General features: G+C 46.7%; 14 protein-coding genes. 1 reads left to right on the top strand and 13 read right to left on the bottom strand.

Annotated features, from left to right (window positions below; genetic code table 11):
- Positions 1-216: 216 nt before the first annotated feature.
- A complete protein-coding gene (rpsT, locus tag ACTQ16_RS09840; protein ID WP_153124144.1) occupies positions 217-471 on the bottom strand; it encodes a 30S ribosomal protein S20 in 255 nt (84 codons plus the stop codon).
- 234 nt (positions 472-705) lie between these two features.
- On the opposite strand from rpsT, the gene recO reads away from it, so the two are divergent.
- Complete coding sequence (recO, locus tag ACTQ16_RS09835; protein WP_217760583.1) at positions 706-1,431, top strand: DNA repair protein RecO; 726 nt, start codon at positions 706-708, stop codon at positions 1,429-1,431.
- Positions 1,432-1,448: 17 nt separating this feature from the next.
- On the opposite strand, the gene ftsZ is transcribed toward recO, so the two are convergent.
- The 12 genes from ftsZ to rsmH all read right to left on the bottom strand — a co-directional run bounded on the left by ftsZ (position 1,449) and on the right by rsmH (position 16,764).
- A complete protein-coding gene (gene ftsZ, locus ACTQ16_RS09830) occupies positions 1,449-2,783 on the bottom strand; it encodes a cell division protein FtsZ (protein WP_294967400.1) in 1,335 nt (444 codons plus the stop codon).
- 40 nt (positions 2,784-2,823) lie between these two features.
- The gene (gene ftsA / locus ACTQ16_RS09825) at positions 2,824-4,266 is read right to left on the bottom strand and encodes a cell division protein FtsA (RefSeq protein WP_294967402.1); all 1,443 of its coding nucleotides are present in this window, start codon (positions 4,264-4,266) and stop codon (positions 2,824-2,826) included.
- A gap of 35 nt (positions 4,267-4,301) precedes the next feature.
- Positions 4,302-5,096, bottom strand: a complete 795-nt coding sequence (locus tag ACTQ16_RS09820) for a cell division protein FtsQ (protein WP_294967404.1) — start codon at positions 5,094-5,096, stop codon at positions 4,302-4,304.
- A gap of 27 nt (positions 5,097-5,123) precedes the next feature.
- On the bottom strand, positions 5,124-6,500 hold the full coding sequence (gene murC / locus ACTQ16_RS09815) for a UDP-N-acetylmuramate--L-alanine ligase (protein WP_441937242.1): 1,377 nt from the start codon (positions 6,498-6,500) through the stop codon (positions 5,124-5,126).
- On the bottom strand, positions 6,500-7,606 hold the full coding sequence (gene murG / locus ACTQ16_RS09810) for an undecaprenyldiphospho-muramoylpentapeptide beta-N-acetylglucosaminyltransferase (RefSeq protein WP_153124156.1): 1,107 nt from the start codon (positions 7,604-7,606) through the stop codon (positions 6,500-6,502). Before murG ends, murC begins: the two co-directional genes overlap by 1 nt.
- A 101-nt stretch (positions 7,607-7,707) precedes the next feature.
- On the bottom strand, positions 7,708-8,985 hold the full coding sequence (locus ACTQ16_RS09805) for an FtsW/RodA/SpoVE family cell cycle protein (protein WP_441937240.1): 1,278 nt from the start codon (positions 8,983-8,985) through the stop codon (positions 7,708-7,710).
- Positions 8,986-9,026: 41 nt separating this feature from the next.
- Entirely contained in the window at positions 9,027-10,364 is a 1,338-nt protein-coding gene (murD, locus tag ACTQ16_RS09800) for a UDP-N-acetylmuramoyl-L-alanine--D-glutamate ligase (RefSeq protein WP_153124160.1), read from the bottom strand.
- A 42-nt stretch (positions 10,365-10,406) separates the two neighbouring features.
- Positions 10,407-11,675, bottom strand: coding sequence for a phospho-N-acetylmuramoyl-pentapeptide-transferase (gene mraY / locus ACTQ16_RS09795; RefSeq protein WP_294967410.1), 1,269 nt, complete (start codon positions 11,673-11,675; stop codon positions 10,407-10,409).
- Positions 11,676-11,708: 33 nt separating this feature from the next.
- Complete coding sequence (locus ACTQ16_RS09790) at positions 11,709-13,169, bottom strand: UDP-N-acetylmuramoyl-L-alanyl-D-glutamate--2,6-diaminopimelate ligase (RefSeq protein ID WP_217760577.1); 1,461 nt, start codon at positions 13,167-13,169, stop codon at positions 11,709-11,711.
- A gap of 84 nt (positions 13,170-13,253) precedes the next feature.
- Positions 13,254-15,410, bottom strand: a complete 2,157-nt coding sequence (locus ACTQ16_RS09785) for a penicillin-binding protein (RefSeq protein ID WP_441937238.1) — start codon at positions 15,408-15,410, stop codon at positions 13,254-13,256.
- Entirely contained in the window at positions 15,407-15,853 is a 447-nt protein-coding gene (locus ACTQ16_RS09780) for an FtsL-like putative cell division protein (protein ID WP_441937237.1), read from the bottom strand. The genes ACTQ16_RS09785 and ACTQ16_RS09780 overlap by 4 nt, the downstream gene beginning before the upstream one ends.
- Complete coding sequence (gene rsmH / locus ACTQ16_RS09775; RefSeq protein WP_441937235.1) at positions 15,850-16,764, bottom strand: 16S rRNA (cytosine(1402)-N(4))-methyltransferase RsmH; 915 nt, start codon at positions 16,762-16,764, stop codon at positions 15,850-15,852. The genes ACTQ16_RS09780 and rsmH overlap by 4 nt, the downstream gene beginning before the upstream one ends.
- Between the last annotated feature and the right edge of the window lie 202 nt (positions 16,765-16,966).

Here is a 16,966-nt window from a genome sequence, read left to right as displayed (position 1 = left end):
GAAAAAAGAGATAAAAACAGAAGTTTTTTGAGAAGTGTAAGAAATAGCTGGAAAAAGTGCGAAAAACGTTGTGCTTACGATAGCAAAATGACAGGTAGATAGAGCGGTGAAATAGATGGGGAATCGTGAAAATGTTAAGGTGGTGATAAAAAGAATAAGGCTGCCACCCTTCTTGAAGGATTGCAGCCTTATTTATTTTTTGCTTCGACTTATAAGTTAGGCCAACTTAGCGATGTGCTGTGTAAGACCAGACTTCAAGTTTGCAGCCTTGTTCTCGTGGATAACGTTGATCTTAGCCAACTTGTCTAAAAGCTTCTGAACTGTAGGATAGAGCTTTACAGCCTCTTCCTTGTCAGACATGTTGCGCAACTTGCGGACAGCATTGCGCATAGTCTTTGCATAATACTTATTGTGCAAAGCCTTCTTCTTGTCCTGACGGATTCTCTTGATTGATGATTTATGATTTGCCATCTTCTTTTTTATGTTATTTTTTTATATTCTTGTTATTTGTAGTCCCTAGCAGAGTCGAACTGCTCTTTAGAGAATGAAAATCTCTCGTCCTAACCGATAGACGAAGGGACCATCGCTGTTTTGCGGGTGCAAAGTTACTACTTTTATTTGATTCCTGCAAATTTTTTACTGAAAATTTTCTCTAAATGCGTTTTTTTTTGTAATTTTGCCCTGTTTTTTAGTATATTTGACAAAATGGAAGTTAAAACCCGGGCAATCGTGTTGCAAACTATCAAGTATGGGGATGCTCAACTTATCGTGGATTTTTTCACAGAAAAGTTGGGTAGACTGTCTTTTATGGTCCGTATACCCAAGTCTTCTAAGGGAAGGTTGAAGCGTCAGTTGTTTCAGCCCTTGATGTTATTGCAATTGGAATTTGATTATCGTCCCAAGTCTAATCTTCAACGTATCCGGGAGGCTTCCATCGGTTATGCGTTTATTGATATTCCTTTCTCTCCTTACAAATTGGCTATTTCCATGTTCTTGGCTGAGTTGTTGTCTTATACCACGAAAAATGAGCAAGCCAATGCCTCGCTATATCTCTTTATGCAGGATAGTATTGAATGGCTGGATAGAGTGGAGGGGAGTTTTTCCAACTTTCATATTGTCTTTATGATTCGCCTGACTTTCTTTTTAGGTTTTTCGCCTAATATTGAAAGTGGAATGAGCGGTGATTATTTTGATTTGGTTGATGGATGTTTTGTACCCTATGTTCCTACGCACGTACATTATTTAAATAGGGAGGATTCTTTGCGGTTGGTTGCCCTGCTTCGTTTGGAGTATAAAACAATGCACCTCTACACAATGTCTCGTATGGAAAGAAACAGATGTGTAGAGGTGATTCTGGAATATTTTAAACTTCATGTTCCTGGTTTCCCGGAAATGAGGAGTTTTTCTGTTCTCAAAGAGCTGTTCGCTTAGTTGTCAACGGTTATTGCTTAAGCAAAACTGATGACTCCCTGTACAGCTGCTGCATCTCCGTTGTTATCGTCTTTAGGTTCTGCATTGCCTGAAGCGATGTTTCGGATTTCTTCGAGGGTCTGGCGTGTACGCTTATAGGTAGGTGTATTTTCTACCTGCAGGATAACGTCTTCGTTGTCAAGATCCTCCTGGCGGAACAGGAAGATGTGAGGATGGCGTTTGTACTGTGTTGTATTACCGTCAGTACCGTAATAGCGCTTACGTCTGTCTTCTCTTTCAGCTCTCTTTTCTTCTTCCTCAGCAAGTCGACGTGATTCTTCTTCTGTATGTTTCTTGAGATGGCGGTTCATGCCTTCTACATCCTCGAGACCGAATCCTGTTGCCAAAACGGTAACCTTAACCCTGCTACCCAATTCTGGGTCGATGGCCAATCCCCATTTCAATTCGAAGTCGTCTCCAAACTTCTCCATGAAATCGTTGACGTCGTTCATCTCGTCCATTGTCAAGCCAGGATTGTCCTTCTTTTCGCTTGCAAAAGCTATGCTCAAAAGGATTTTCTTAGAGTTGAATACATCATTATCATTGAGCAATGGTGAATTCAATGCATCTTCGATGGCCTTCTTGACACGACCTTCTCCCTCACCATAACCTGTACTCATAATAGCAACGCCACCATCTTTCAATACAGTCTTCACATCGTTGAAGTCAAGGTTGATAAGTCCGTGAACGGTAATGATTTCAGCGATACTCTTGGCAGCAACACTCAATGTATCATCGGCTTTACCGAATGCATCGAGTACAGCGAGGTCTGGATAAATCTGGCGGAGACGCTCGTTGTTGATAACCAGCAATGCATCTACATGTTTAGACATTTCCTCAACGCCATCGAGAGCCTGGTCGATTTTCTTAGGACCCTCAAATCGGAAAGGAATGGTAACGATACCTACAGTAAGAATGCCCAGTTCCTTACTTACTCTGGCGATGACTGGAGCAGCACCGGTACCGGTACCACCACCCATTCCGGCAGTGATAAATGCCATTTTAGTACCATCGTTGAGCATATTCTTGATGTCTTCCAATGTCTCTTCTGCTGCTTGGCGGGCTTTTGCAGGCTTGTTGCCGGCTCCAAGTCCTTCTTTTCCTAACTGCAGGTGTACAGGTACAGGGGAATCGTTGAGTGCTTGATTGTCTGTATTACAGAGCACAAAACTCACATCGTGAATGCCTTCTCGATACATATGGTTTACAGCGTTACCGCCGCCACCACCAACACCAATCACCTTGATGATGCTGTTTTCTTTCTCTGGCTCACCAAAGTCGAGAATATGTGGTGAATTGTTATTATCTAGCATAGTTGTATAATCTTAATATTTATTGTAATAGTCACTTTTTTTATTCTTCCTCAGAGATGGTGTCCTTAACGAAGCTCTTGATGCCTCTCATCATCTTGTGGAGGAGGCTGTTTTCTTTTCTTTCTTTTGCCTGTTTAGCAGCTTCTTCTTCTGCAGCCTTTCTTGCTTCTTCCTCTTCCAACTCTTTCTTGCGCTTGGCTTCTTCCTCTGCCTTCTGTTTTTCTGCAGCGGTTAGAACAACGCCCGTACCTACAGTTTCGTTTGGATTTCTTGGTGTCTTATGCAAGTCATTGACAGGTGTCGTCTCTGCAAAGGTGAAGAGATCTGTACCAATTTCGTTGCCTGCACAATTCATGTTACCCTTAGCCAACAATCCCAATACAGTATTCATCATACCGTTGTGATTGGTAATCTTTGGGTCTTTTGAATTCACGGTCTGGCTGACAAATTTAGCAATGCGAATCTTTTCGATATGGGTATGTGTCTTGAATACCTTATCGATTTCAGGCATGTTGCTGCCGCCGCCAGTCAGAATAATACCGCCCATCAGCTTGTCAGAGTACTCTACAGGAACCTGGAACCAGGCGTTCTCTACAATTTCCTCAACACGAGCCTCTACGATTTCGATAAACTTCTTGCTTTCTACGTATCGGTCTCGATCTATCTGATAGTTGAGGGTTGGGTCAATATTACTGATGTCTGTATATGCTTTGGCGTATTTCAATTTCATGTTTTCAGCATCAGTCTCTTCTACCTGCAGGCATGTAAGGTCCTTTGTAATGTTGCTGCTACCCAATGGGATGACAGACAAGTGACGGAGGATACCTTTATAATATACAGAGACCGTTGTTGTGTCGGCACCTAAATCTACCAACATACATCCAGCGCGTTTTTCCGAGTCGTTGAGAACGCTGTCAGCCATAGCCAAAGGTGCGAGATACATCTCAGCGATAGGGATGTTGGCATTTTCGAAGCATGTATTGATGTTATTGTAGAAATTCTTGCGCCAAAGAATGTTCAGGAAGATACCTTCCAGATGGTTGCACTGTATGCCGACTGGGTCAGTCTGGAATTGGTTATCTATTTTATATTCTTGTGTTGCTGCATCTAAAATCTCCTGATCAGGGTATGTCATGTTGCGGTTTACGTCCATGATTTCGTTGATCATTTCCTGAGATATGATGGAGTTGCCTGGCAAGTCTTTTACGATCACATTCTTGATGCTTCGTATTGATCGTCCTCCTACGCCCACATAAACTTGAGCAATATCTTGCTTCAAGATATTCTTCAATTTCTTGATGATGCTTGTTAGGCACTGGCAGGTCTTGTCGATGTTGTATATGACTCCCTTTCTGATGCAAGAAGATGAGTTCTCCTCGACGATAGCAAGTACGGTGATGCTACCATCTAAATTCTTCTGACCTGCTATACCTGTCATCTTGGATGAACCAAGTTCGATAGCTACAATAAATTCCTTTGGCATAGTTCTTATATTATCTTTTCTGTTTCAATTTTAAATTAGCTATTGTGATGCTTTGTGCAAATAATCTGGTTGTCGAACTCGATGTTTATATATGAGTACTTGTTCCAACCTGCTTGTGAGAGGCCATACTTGTAGAATTTCTCCAACCTATCCATCTTTTTCTTGACGAATTCATTGATGTTTTTTTCTCTCTTGTCAATGTGATTGGTCTCCGGCAAGCAGCCTAGATATACAATGTGGTTGCCCACTCGTGGCACTAGCTCAATGCCTCTGTCGGGCAGCACATTTATCTGTTCTATCTGGTTTCTCCACAATTCACTAGTCATCAGAGCCTTGCTTAGTAATGAGATGTATTTCTTGGCAAACCACTTGTTGATATACCCGGTAGCGATGATGATATCGCTGGTATAGTTGGTGTTGGGCATAATCTGATAGTGATCATCTATGTAATAATCTTCATTGTTGATGCTCTTGATTCTTACGATTGGCATGCGTTGGGTGAGGTAGATATCTACCAGACCTTCTTGGGTCTTATAGCATTCTGCCGTCTTTACGAAAGGACTGGTCTTCAACGATTCTTCTATCTTTCTGGCATTCACGTCGTTCAGTGGTTTTGCCAGCGGATAGAGCTTGTTTATCTCCAGTCGTTTCTTGATTTCCTTCGCATTCAGAAAACCATTGGTCATCTCGTCTTGTATGTTGATGTTCACCTTAGTGCATACCAGATTTGCTTCATCAGGTTTGTTAAACTTGGTGAAGGCAAACACTAGATATGTACCTATGATAAGGTCTAGTGTGATGATTGTGATTTTCTTCCAATTGATGTGCATTTATTTTCTTATGTTATGGATATGCATTTATTTCTTTTCTAGAATCTCTGTAATTTGTGGTACGTAGTTGTCTAAGTCGCCAGCTCCTAATACAACAAGTACATCGAAATCCCTGTTCTTTACCAAGTCAAGTACATCTTCCTTGTGAATCATGCTCTTTTCAACACCAGGCTTCAAGTTGTCGTAAATCAACTTGGAAGTTACTCCTGGAATTGGCTGTTCGCGAGCAGGATAGATATCGCAGAGTATCACTTCGTCAAGAAGACTCAAACTATTGGCAAAGTCCTTGTAGAAGTCACGGGTGCGGGTATAGAGGTGTGGCTGGAAGATAGCCGTAATCTTGCGATCTTTGTAAAGCTCACGAATACTCTTGGCGCTCTGGTAAATCTCCTTTGGGTGATGAGCGTAGTCAGAGAGGAATACAAGCTTGTCGTTCTTGATCTTGAAGTCGAAGCGGCGATCCACTCCACCGTAGGTCTTCATGCCGTAACGAAGCTCATCAGCCGTGCAGCCGTTCAACTGCGCCATAGCCATGGCAGCCACACCGTTTGTGATGTTGATTGGCACAGGCTGACCAAGTTCTACGCCTGTTACGTTCTCGATAGGAGAGATGAAATCGAATGTGATTCCGCCATTCTCTATCTTGATGTTTTCTGCGTGGAAGTCGCCTTCGTCCTGACTGTATTCATATATCTTGACGCCGTTCTGTACGTGCTGCTTCATTTCCAGATTCTTGTGGATGATAAGCGCACCGCCAGGCTGAATCAATTCTGTATAGTGGCGGAAACTTTCAAGATAAGCCTCCTTGGTGCCATAAATATCCAGGTGGTCAGGGTCTGTAGATGTGATGACGCTCATCCATGGACGTAACCAATGGAAGCTGCGGTCGAATTCATCTGCCTCGATTACTACGTAGTCGCTCCTGTCGGAGAGGATGTAGTTGGTGCCGTAGTTCTTAGAGATACCTCCCAGAAAGGCATTGCAGTCAACGTGACTCTGGTGCATGATATGGGCACACATGGTAGAAGTTGATGTCTTGCCGTGAGTACCTGCTACGCACAATCCTTTGTGAGTACGTGTCAATGTTCCTAAAACCTGTGCACGCTTCTCGATGGTGAAGTTGTTCTCATGGAAGAAAACCAGTTCCTTGTGTTCTGCTGGAATAGCTGGTGTATAGACGACCAATGTAGTCTTGGCATCTTTGCAAGCTTCAGGAATCAGGTCTACGTTTTCCTCATAGTGGATGAGCATTCCCTCTTTCTCCAACTCATGAGTCAGATTGGATGGAGTCTTGTCATATCCTGCTACTACCAACTTCTTGTTGAGGAAGTATCTTGCAATGGCACTCATACCTATGCCACCTGCTCCTACAAAATAAACTGCTTTAATATCTTTGATTTCCATTACTTTGTTGCTAATTTGATGACTTCGTCGGCGATGACGTCGGCTGAGTTCTTTAATCCTAATTTCTTAATGTTCTCACAGAGTGAAGCGAGCTTGGCTTCGTCCTTCACTGTTTCAACGGCTTTCTTCAGCAATACCTCAGGTGCGTCTGCGTCCTTGACGTAGATGGCAGCATCCTTGTTGACCAATGCCATGGCATTCTTGGTCTGGTGATCTTCTGCCACGTTAGGGCTTGGAACCAGGATGACGGCTTTGCCGATGAGGCAGAACTCGCTGATGCTGCTGGCACCGGCACGGCTGATAACCAGGTCGGCTGCCTTGTAAGCTGCGCCCATGTCGCTGATGAAGTCTGTTACCTTGAGCATAGGCAATTCCTTACCTTTAAGTTGCTCCATGATAGCAGCATTGTAGTATTTACCAGTCTGCCAGATGAACTGTACACCGCTTTCCTTCACCAGGTCGAGGTGCTGAAGTATGCTCTCGTTAATGGTTCTGGCTCCGAGGCTACCACCTACGAGCAGGATGGTCTTCTTTTCCGGATCGAGTCCGAATTGCTTTCTAGCCTCTTCCTTGCTGATAGTAGAATCAAGTACATTCTGTCGGACTGGGTTACCCGTCATGATAATCTTGTCGGCAGGGAAGAAACGCTCCATTCCTTCGTAAGCCACGCATATCTTTTCAGCCTTCTTAGCCAAGAGCTTATTGGTGACACCTGCGTATGAGTTCTGTTCCTGAATGAGACAAGGAATACCTTTGCTGGCGCAAACATTGAGAGTTGGTCCACTGGCGTAGCCGCCCACTCCTACAGCCGCCATTGGCTTGAAGTTCTTGATGATGTTCTTAGCCATGTGCTGACTTTTCCATATCTTGAAGAGTACAGCGACATTTTTGAGCAGATGTTTTCTGTCGAAGCCGCAGATTGGCAATCCTTTGATTTCATAACCTGCAGCAGGAACACGCTGCATTTCCATTCTGCCGAGTGCTCCTACGAACAAAATTTTAGCATCAGGGCGTTTCGCCTTGATGGCATTTGCGATGGATACAGCAGGGAATATATGACCACCTGTACCGCCTCCGCTTATGATAATTCTTAGTTCATTATTCATATCCATTCTAGTTTGCTGACCCGAAGGTCATAAATCCAACGCAAAGGTAAGCAAAAAAATCCATTTAATGGCATTTTTTGCTTAATTAATTATACTTTTTTTTATGCAACAGCTATTTTGTCAGAATTTGGCATGTTTTGAGCCCCTTCTTTCTTTTTAGCAGTACGGCTGATGCTCAGAATGATGCCAAGATATAGACAGTTGATAACGGTGGATGTTCCACCTCGGCTGATAAGTGGCAGAGGCTGTCCGGTTACCGGTGCAAGCCCCACTGCTACAAGCATGTTGAACAAAGCCTGTATTACCAGCAATATCGCCAGTCCCATGCATAGGAATGCCGGGAAATTATTCTCGCATCTGTTTGCAATTCTTCCTGCTCTGAACAGTAGGAAGATATAGAGCAGAGCCACGAAGATGGCTCCTTCTATACCCATTTCTTCGATGATGATGGCATAGATGAAGTCAGAGTAGGCTTGCGATAGAAAATCTCGTTCTACAGAGTTGCCCGGTCCGTTTCCTGCGATGTTGGAAGAGGCGATGGCGATGTTGGCATGTGCCACCTGAGCATCCTTGTCCAGGTCTACATCCTCCGGTGCAATCGCTTTGGAACTTGTCCATTTATCGATGCGCGCCTTCCAGGTGTCGGCTCTATGGAACAGCTTGTCTACTACGCCCGTTTCTTCCTTTTCGTCTTGCACAACCTTCTCTGTCAGAGAGTTTTCCGGCTTAGCCGTATCGCCCTTGTCTTTACCTACTATCATGATGCTGGCAAAGATAATACAGATGGCTATAAGTGCAGTTCCCACCAGCTTGCCTATCTGCCGCATTGGTACTCTGCCTATGATCATCATGCATAAGATGGTGAAACATAGCAGCATGGCGGTAGAAAGGTTTTCCAATCCGATGAGAGCGACGAAAATACTGGAGACAATCAGAATGTATTTGAACGCTCTTTTTTCGGCTCCATGTTCTGTCTGCATTGCACTCAGAATCTGTGCTACGGCTAGGACGACGGCTCCTTTGGCTATCTCTGATGGCTGGAAATTGATACCTGCCAGACTTATCCATCTGGAAGCACCGTTGGTAGACTGACCTGCCACGAGCACCCAGAGGAGTAAGATGAAGGATAGGCCTAGCATGAACGGCGTCACAATCTTGAAGAACTTACACTTCACCTTGAGCATACATATCATGGTAAGCAAGCCGAGTCCCAGCAGACCTATATGTCTGATGACAGGTGCCATATAGTTGCCGGTCTTATATGTCAAAGAGCTGGAGGCAGAATATACCTCTATGATACTTATCATGCAAAGGAAGAAGAATATCATCCAGATAACTTTGTCTCCCTTGAATATGTTGCCTATGGTTTTATTGTTCATTTCCTAATTGTCCTATCTCTAAATTCCTGCAAAATAAAAAGTTATTCTCCGATGGCTCTTGCCAATGCCTTGAACTGCTCGCCACGGTCTTCCATGTTCTTGAACAGGTCGAAGCTGGCGCAGCATGGGCTGAGCAATACGGTATCGCCTGGCTTTGCCAGTTCCTGGCAGGCTGCCACGCAGTCTTTCATGCTGTGGGTGTCGCGGACTGGGATGCCGAGTGCGTCGAAGTTGTCGTGCAACTTCTGGTTGTCAGCTCCCAGGTATACGATACCTGTGCATTTCTCCTTCACCAGGTCCTTGATCTGGTTGTAATCATTTCCCTTGTCCTTACCACCGATGATGAGGATGGTAGGGGTGGTCATGCTCTCCAGCGCATACCAGCAGGCATCCACGTTGGTTGCCTTTGAGTCGTTCACATAGTAGACGCCCTGGAACTTGCCCACCTTCTCCAGACGATGCTCTACGCCAGGGAAGTCACTGAGCCCCTTGTGCAGGGTTTCATGGTCGATGCCTACGATGTTGCAAGCCAGACCAGCAGCCAGACTGTTGTAGATGTTGTGCTTGCCGCGGAGGCTCATGTCAGCCTGTGGCATTTCGAAGGTTGATGGGAAGTTGAGCTTGTACTTGCCGTCTTCGATGTAGCCCACGCAACCCTCCTCCTTGAACTCAGAGAATGGGCAGAGGTGTGACTTGAGGTTGTACTTAGCCAACTCCTTAGTAACGATAGGGTCGTCGTTCCAGAAGATGAAGCTGTCTTCCTCTGTCTGGTTCTGTGTGATGCGCATCTTGGCATCGGTATAGTTCTGCATCTTGAACTCATAGCGGTCCAGATGGTCTGGAGTGATGTTGAGCAGGATAGCCACGTTGGCACGGAACTCATACATGTTGTCGAGCTGGAAACTGCTCAGCTCGATGACATAATACTTGTGAGGAGTCTCTGCCACCTGAAGTGCCAGACTCTTTCCGATGTTGCCAGCCAAGCCTACATCATAGCCAGCCGACTTGATGATGTGATATATCAGAGAAGTCGTGGTAGTCTTACCGTTGCTGCCAGTGATGCAAATCATCTTGGCGTCGGTATAACGACCGGCAAACTCTATTTCGCTGATGATAGGAGTGCCCTTTGCCATCAGTTTCTGAATCATAGGTGCTTCCTTAGGAATACCCGGACTCTTGATGACCTCATCGGCATCTAAGATTTTCTCTTCAGTGTGATGACCCTCTTCCCACTCGATATTGTGGTCGTCCATCAACTTCTTGTAGTTGTCCTTGATCTTCGACATATCAGATACAAAGACTTCAAATCCCTCTTTCTTGGCCAGCACGGCAGCACCTGCTCCGCTCTCGCCAGCTCCTAAAATTACAATTTTACTCATTGTTTTTGTTTTTATCTGTTCAGGCTGATAAGAGCCCGTGTATTATCTAATCTTCAATGTGATGATGGTCAATGCCGCCAGGATGATGGTTACAATCCAGAAACGGATGGTAATTTTCGACTCGTGGTAGCAGTTGCGAGGCTTCTTCCACAGATACTTGCAGTCAGGATCCAGCTGATTGTCCTGTGTTCGGAAGTTGTCGTGGATAGGTGTGCGCTTGAAGATACGCTGCTTCACACCTCTCCGCTTTCCTATCTTGTAATAGTAAACCTGCATCATCACGCTGAGGCTTTCTACGAAGAAAATACCGCAGAGGATAGGCAGCATCAGCTCCTTGTGGATGATGATGGCACCTACTGCGATGATACCGCCGATGGTCAGCGAACCCGTATCGCCCATGAATACCTGGGCAGGGTAGGCGTTGTACCAGAGGAAACCGATGAGGGCTCCGATGAAGGCACAGAAGAATACTACCAGTTCCTCAGAACCAGGAATATACATGATATTGAGGTAGGCGGCAAACTCGATGTGCGAAGACACATACGCAAGTATGCCTAGTGCCACACCTATGATGGCGGAGTTTCCGGCACACATTCCGTCCATACCATCGTTGAGGTTGGCACCGTTTGAAACTGCGGTCACTACGAAGATGGTCATGATGACGAAGAGAATCCAGCCTGCTGCTACCTTGTACTTACCGCAGAAACTGGTGATGCTGGAATAGTCGAGGTTGTGTCCCTTGACGAATGGGATGGTGGTCTTCAGCGATTTTCTTGCTTCCGTACGATGCTTCACCACCGTCTCCTGTCCCTGTCGTTCGATGGCGAGGTTCTCGTTCATCTTTATATCAGGTGAAGACCAGATTACCAGTCCCACAATCAGGCCGATGCTAATCTGTCCTATAATCTTATATTTGCCCTTCAAGCCCTCCTTGTCGCGTTTGAAAATCTTGATGAAGTCGTCCATACCACCTAGGAAACCGAGCCATACGGTGGTGATAATCATCAGGATAAGATAGATGTTGCGTAATCTTCCGAGCAGCAATACCGGTACGAGAATGGCCAGGATGATGATGACACCACCCATGGAAGGTACGCCGATTTTCTTTACGCCGAACGGGTCGATGCTGGCGTCGCGTTGAGTCTCTGTGATTTGCTTGCTTTTGAGATACTTGATGAATTTCTCTCCGAACCAGGCAGAAATAACCAGTGACAATATCAGTGCGAGCAGGGCACGGAACGAGATGTAACCCCACATGTGAGAACCTGAGATGCCCCACTGTTCCAGAAATCTAAAAAGATAGTATAACATTGTTCTTTTCTTTTTTTCTAATTGATGATGTTACTACTTGTTGATACCGAAGATTTCGCGAATCACTTCCTTGTCATCAAAGTGGTGCTTCACGCCCTTAATCTCCTGATAGTCTTCATGTCCCTTGCCGGCAACGAGGATTACGTCGCCCTTCTTTGCCATCATGCAGGCTGTGCGGATGGCTTCCTTGCGGTCTACGATGCTGATTACCTTCTTCATCTGCTGGGCATTGAGTCCGGCAAGCATGTCGTTGATGATGTCCTGTGGCTCTTCGAAACGTGGGTTGTCGCTGGTGATGATTACCTTATCGCTCTGCTTTACAGCCTCCTGTGCCATCAATGGGCGCTTGCCCTTGTCACGGTTGCCGCCGGCACCGCATACGGTGATTACTTCGCCGCCCTTGCCGTCGAGTACCTCGTGGATGGCGTTCAATACGTTCTCCAGTGCATCTGGTGTATGGGCATAGTCAACGATGGCTGTATAGCCTTCTGGTGACTGGATAGGCTCCAGACGTCCGTTCACGCTGTGGAGGGTGCTCATCACTACGAGTACATCCTCTGGCTTCTTGCCGAGCATGATGGCTGCACCGTAAACGGCGAGCAGGTTGCTCACGTTGAACTTACCGATAAACTGTACGCCAACTTCTCTGCCGTCTATCTCGAGATACATGCCACCGAAGTGGCACTCCAGGATTCTTGCCTTGAAGTCTGCCATGGAGCGGGTAGAGTAGGTCTTCACGGTAGCCTTGGTGTTCTGCACCATGATCATGCCGTTCTTGTCGTCCGCATTGGTGATGGCGAAGGCAGTCTTAGGCAGACCGTCGAAGAATGCCTTCTTGGCATTGCGGTAGTTCTCGAATGTCTTGTGATAGTCCAGATGGTCACGGGTCAGGTTGGTGAACAGACCACCGGCAAACTGCAGACCGCCGATACGCTTCTGAGCGATGGCGTGGGATGAGCATTCCATGAACGCATATTCGCAGCCTGCCTCTACCATCTTGCCCAGGAGCATGTTCAGTTCGATAGGGTCTGGAGTAGTATGGTCAGCAGGGATAGCTTCGTCTTCGATGTAGTTGCATACGGTAGAGAGCAAGCCACATTTATGACCGAACTTGCGGAACATATTATATAATAAGGTGGCGATGGTGGTTTTTCCATTGGTACCAGTAACGCCAACCAATTTCAGCTTTCTCGATGGGTCGCCATAGAAGAGAGTGGCTACTTTTCCTACAGCGTCTTCGGTAGATTCTACCTGAATGTAAGTTACGCCCTCTGTCTTGTCCTCAGGCATATCCTCGCACAATACCGACTTGGCACCGAGCTCTATCGCCTTAGGAATAAACTTGTGTCCATCTACCTGTGTACCCTTCATGGCAACAAACAGGTGACCTTCCTTAATCTTTCGAGAGTCGATGTTAATGCCCGACACCTCTACTTCTGCATCGCCGATAATCTGAACCGGTTGGATGTTTTTGAGCAATTCTTGTAACTTCATATAATGTTTTTTGTTTTATTACACCTTTTATATATAATAGAGCAGAGCCGCACCCTGATTGTGCAGCCATGTTCCCATGTTTCTTTATTCCAGATAAATGGCGCAAACCATGCCTTTCTTCACTGGCAATCCTGGCGCAAGAGTTTGTTTGACAACCTTGCCTCTACCATATATCTTGGTTTTGATGCCTCGGCTTTCCATCATGAAGATGGCATCTCTGGCTCCCATGTCGCTTACGTCTGGTACCGCTCTTTTGCTATATTGCTTTTCTTTGATCATTCGTATGCTCCGGCTGCCTGCGTGTTCGGTTCTTCCCCATATAGGATTGCCGTTGGCATAACTGCCCGACCAGTTTACGTTGGTCTTGATGCCCAGATGGGTCAGGACATAGTCGGCTGCCAGGATGTTGCCGTCCTTTACGTCTGGTACGAATACGGATGCTGAGTCTTTGGCATCTTTCACGTCGAGTTTCAGGCTCTGTGCCATGATACCTTCAGCGATGTCGTGGAACACCTTACCGCTCATGCTGCCTCCTGATGCTGGAAGACCTGATTTCTGGATGCAGACGATGCAGCTGTAGCGAGGATTGTCGGCAGGGAAATAGCCTGCGAAACTTACCAGATAGTTGGTTCCTCCAGCCTTGTAACCTCCGGCTCCCTTTGAAACCTGTGCCGTACCCGTCTTGCCGGCTACCTTGAAGTTTGGCGATCCTGCCTTTCTTCCGAGACCCACGCTTACTACCTGCTCCAGGATAGTCTGCAGTTCCTTTATGCTTTTCTCCTTGGCTATCTGCGGGCGCATCACCTCCGGTGGAAATTCCATGATGGTTTCTCCGTTCTTTACTACCTTGCTCACAAATCGTGGACGCATCATCTTACCATTGTTGGCGATGGTGTTGTAGAAGGTGAGGGTAGAGATAGGTGGCACCTGTGTCTCATATCCGATACTCATCCAAGGCAAAGAGGTCTTCGCCCAGTTGTCGTATTGTCCGTGACTGTTCTTGTGCGGCATTCTGATTCTCGCCGAAGTTGCTCCCACCAGTGGTATCTTCAGGTCGTCATGCAGACCCGTGCGATAGATTCCCTTCACGAATTTCTCCGGGTTGTTCCTGTAATGATCGTCTATGATGCGGCTCACACCGATGTTGGAACTGTACCACAGGGTCTGTGCCAGGGTCAGCATTCCATATCCGCCCTTGCGCCAGTTGTGGTCCTTCATGTCTCTGCCGTACATCGGCCAGACACCTCCTGCCGTCTCTACACGGTATGTTGTGTCAACCACTCCGTCGTCAAGTGCCACGAGGATAGAGGCAGGCTTGAACACCGAACCCGGTTCCAGCAGGTCGCTCACGGCATGGTTGTGTATCTCTCGATATTCGCCGTCGAAACATTTCTCCATGTTTACGATAGCCTTGATGTCGCCCGTAGGCACATCCATCACGATGGCTACACCCACGTTGGCATTGATTTCTTTCAATTCTTCTATCAGCGAGCGTTCTGCCAGGTCCTGCATGCTCACGTCGATGGTTGTTACGATATCAGCTCCGTCGATAGGAGGCGTGTCGGTGATGTTCAGGAACTTGTCGCGCACCTTTCGGCGGTGTACGATGCCGTTGGTTCCGCGGAGGATGGAGTCATACGACAACTCCAGTCCGAATCTCGCCGTATCCTTGGCGCCAAACATGGCACCGATGGTACGTCCGGCTAAAGAGCCGTAGGTACGTGTTCGGGCATTGAATTCTTCCCAGTGGAAGCCTCCCTTGTTGGATTTCAGGCGAAAAACAGGAATGGCTTTAATCTCTGTGAATGTATTGTAGTCTACACGCTTGTCGTATACCGCCCAGTGTCGGCTTTCCTTGGCACGTCCTTCCGTGAGGTTACGCTTGAACTCCTCGATGCTTCTCTCCGGAAAGATTTTGTGGAGACAGAGGCAGATGGAGTCCTGCTTGGCATCCCAAAGAGAGTCGTTGTTGGCAACCTTCAGGGCCTTGAAGTCCATGAATACTTTGAATTCAGGCAGTGAACTTGCCATCAGCTGCCCGGTGCAGCTTAATATGTTGCCTCGGTTTGGCTTCACGGTCACTGAGTCTTTCTTCTGTCGCTCAGCCACCTTCAGCCAGTAGTCGCGCTTGGCAGTCATGATGTAGAATGACTTGGCGATGACAGCCAGCGCCAGGAGTGACATCACGATGGCGATGGCGCTGAAGCGGGGCATTACTTTCTTATGGTCGAATTTACTCATTCTTCTGGAACGTTAATAATGTATGGAGGTTGGGTCGCAATGTGCAAGGTGCTGTCCTTGTTGGTCTTCAACATGTTGAGTACGTTGCTCTCGCGGCTTTTCTCTGTTATCTGGCTGCTGGCCGACAAGGCTTTATACTTGGTCTCCTGCAACTCTGTCTGTAGTTTGTCTAACTCGATGATATCATTCTGGATGCTATATCGGTTAGAGATATAGATGATGATGAAGAACACGACGAGTATGACGAGCCATATCTGCCGGCGGATAATCTGAGTGGTCAGGATGTCGCCACCCAGAATCTTGCGCAGCGTGAAGTTGGAAGAGCCGGAAACCTCCTCTTCGATGGCCTGCTTTGCTATCGCCTCCTTGAGTGACTCCTGCGGTTCTTCTACCTTGGCATTGTCTGCTTTCTGTTCTATATCCTTGTTTATTTCGTTATTCATTTCTTTGCTGCAATTCTTAGTTTGGCACTTCTGCTTCTTGGGTTTCTTTCCTGCTCTTCATCGTCAGGTATGATTACCTTATTGTTGATAAGCTTGAAAGGACTTTCTATTTTTCCGTAGAAGTCCTGTACAACCTTGCCCTCCGGGTTTCCTGCCTTCATCATGTTCTTCACGATGCGGTCTTCCAGCGAGTGATAGGTGATGACAGAGAGTCTTCCGCCTGGTTTCAGCAGTTCGGTAGCAGAACGTAGCATTTCCTTCAGGGCGTCCATCTCGTGGTTCACCTCGATGCGTAGTGCCTGGAAGAGCTTAGCCATGTCTTTCTTTTCACGCTCTCTCTTGAAGAGCGGTTCCACGGCAGCCATGAAGTCTTTCGTGGTTTCTATCTTCTGTGCTGCTCTTGCCTTGACCAGGGCAGCTGCGATGCGGCGTGCATTCTTCAGCTCTCCGTAGAGATAGAAGAGGTCGGCAAGGGCTGCTTCGTCATATTCGTTGACGATGTCGGCAGCGGTTTTGCCGGCACGCTTGTTCATGCGCATGTCTAAAGGGGAATCGAAGCGGAAAGAGAAACCACGGCTCTCGTCATCGAAGTGGTGGCTTGACACGCCGAGGTCTGCCAGGAGTCCGTCCAGCCCGTCTACTCCATAATAGCGCATCCAGTTCTTCAGATATCTGAAGTTGGAACATACGAAGGTGAAGTTGGGGCTGGCTACCACGTTGCGCTCCGCATCGGCATCTTGGTCGAAGCTGTAGAGATGGGCTCCCTCGCTGAGTCGCGATAGGATTTCACGGGAGTGTCCGCCTCCGCCGAAGGTTACGTCTACATAGATTCCGCCAGGTTGAATATTCAACCCGTCAACGCTCTCCTTGAGGAGCACTGGTACGTGGTATGTTTCTGCTGTCTTTATCATATTTTCTTATTTATTACGCACATGTACATATTTAATGTAAAATCGGGTTCAAAGGTACACAAAATTCCCCACATTCACTCTATTTTAACCTACAAATTTTATTAAAGGGGATAAAAAACTTGCTTTTAGTCAAATTTCGCCTTCTCGGGATGAACCCTGGTTGGATGCATGAAAACGGCTGAAAATGCCCGAATTTCTCTCC

The sequence above is a fragment of the Prevotella sp. LCP21S3_D2 genome, from assembly GCF_052118345.1.
GTDB lineage: Bacteria > Bacteroidota > Bacteroidia > Bacteroidales > Bacteroidaceae > Prevotella.
The sequence above is the reverse complement of the archived record's forward strand: the minus strand, read 5'-3'. Positions and strand labels throughout refer to the sequence as shown.